Genomic DNA, 1,343 nt, shown 5'->3' on the forward strand with positions numbered 1-1,343 from the left:
CTCAATTACATCATTTGTAACTGACTTCATCCCGCCTCCGACCAGAATGACAGGCCGGCGAGCAGTCTTGATCAGCTCCCATGCCGCATCCAGCTCCCGAAGAGACGGAGAGCATGAAAGCTTTTCTGGTGGGGTAAACTGGAGTCCTGTCGGCAGAGGCTGGTCCATCAGGTTTTCGGGCAGTTCAATATAGACAGGACCTGAAGCCCCATTGATCGCCAAAAAGGCTGCCCGCTCCAGCGCCCATACAAGTCGATCCACATGCTCGACACGGTAAGCCCATTTTACGAGCGGCTTCACGAGTGAGATTTGATCTGCCTCCTGAAAAGATCGGGTACCCAGTTTGTCCCCTCCGGTGCCGAGCGCCAAAAGTAAAAGCGGAGCACCCAGGTTCTTCGCTTCCAGCAGCCCCGTAAGTGTATTGCTGAGCGCAGGCCCTTTACCCACAACACATACGGACATCTGGTTAGTTGTGAGCGCATAACCTGCTGCCATAAACACAGCATTACGTTGATCTTTGCACAGAATAAAATCCATACCGGACGAGGGGAGTGACGATACGATTTTGAGATCATCACTGGGTAATCCAAAGAGATGCCGAACCCCAGCCGATTTTATGTAGCCAATGATGGCATCCCATGGCAATAAGCTCGCAGTCATACCAAACTCCTCTTTTCCGACAAATATTCTGCGACAATTTCTGAAATCAAAATGGGCTTCGAAACGAGCTTAAAATCGTAAAAAATATAGTTCGACATCGTGCCGTAGCCACCAAAGGGCTTATTCCCCTGATCCACATCCTCAAGCGTCTCATTAATGGTCAGCGTGTGCTTCTTTCGAAGAACATCACTCAGATGCTCAGAACCGTACAAGCTGCAGCCCATCGCACGTTCACTGAAATAACTGGAGGAAATACGCTTGATCAGTTGCTCGTCGTCTCGATAGATAACCACGTTGAAGACTGGTGAAAAATACTCGATAATCTCCAAATTTTCATCTAATTCACTATAGACAACTGTTGGCTCCATCTTTTTCGTACGGAAATCGATGCCACCGCCGTAAATAATAAACTTATCATTCGTATTAAAATATTCAGAAACGGAATACAGCGTATCTTTGTAGAAAATAGGGGAGTAGTTCGCGTTCGGGTCATTGTTTGCTCCAAACACGAGTTGGTCAAGCCGCTTAATCAGCAGGTTTTTAAAGCTCTCCCTCACATCCTGATGCACCAGAATGATGTCAGGTCCCAGGCAATCCTGTCCGGAGTTGTACAATCTCATTCGAGTCACATCGGTAACCGCCAATTCCAGATCGGCATCGGGTCCGATGATGAAAGGATTTAT

At 47.8% G+C, this 1,343-nt stretch carries 2 protein-coding genes; both read right to left on the reverse strand.

Annotated elements, in window-relative coordinates; all coding sequences use genetic code 11:
• Positions 1 to 660: thiamine pyrophosphate-binding protein (locus L693_RS0125010; protein WP_025720917.1), on the reverse strand; the 660-nt coding region annotated here is incomplete at its 3' end.
• A partial coding sequence (locus L693_RS0125015; protein WP_025720918.1) for an aldehyde dehydrogenase family protein occupies positions 657 to 1,343 on the reverse strand: 687 nt, incomplete at its 5' end. The genes L693_RS0125015 and L693_RS0125010, both read right to left, overlap by 4 nt.

This window comes from Paenibacillus sp. 1-18 (assembly GCF_000520755.1).
GTDB lineage: Bacteria > Bacillota > Bacilli > Paenibacillales > Paenibacillaceae > Paenibacillus > Paenibacillus brasilensis.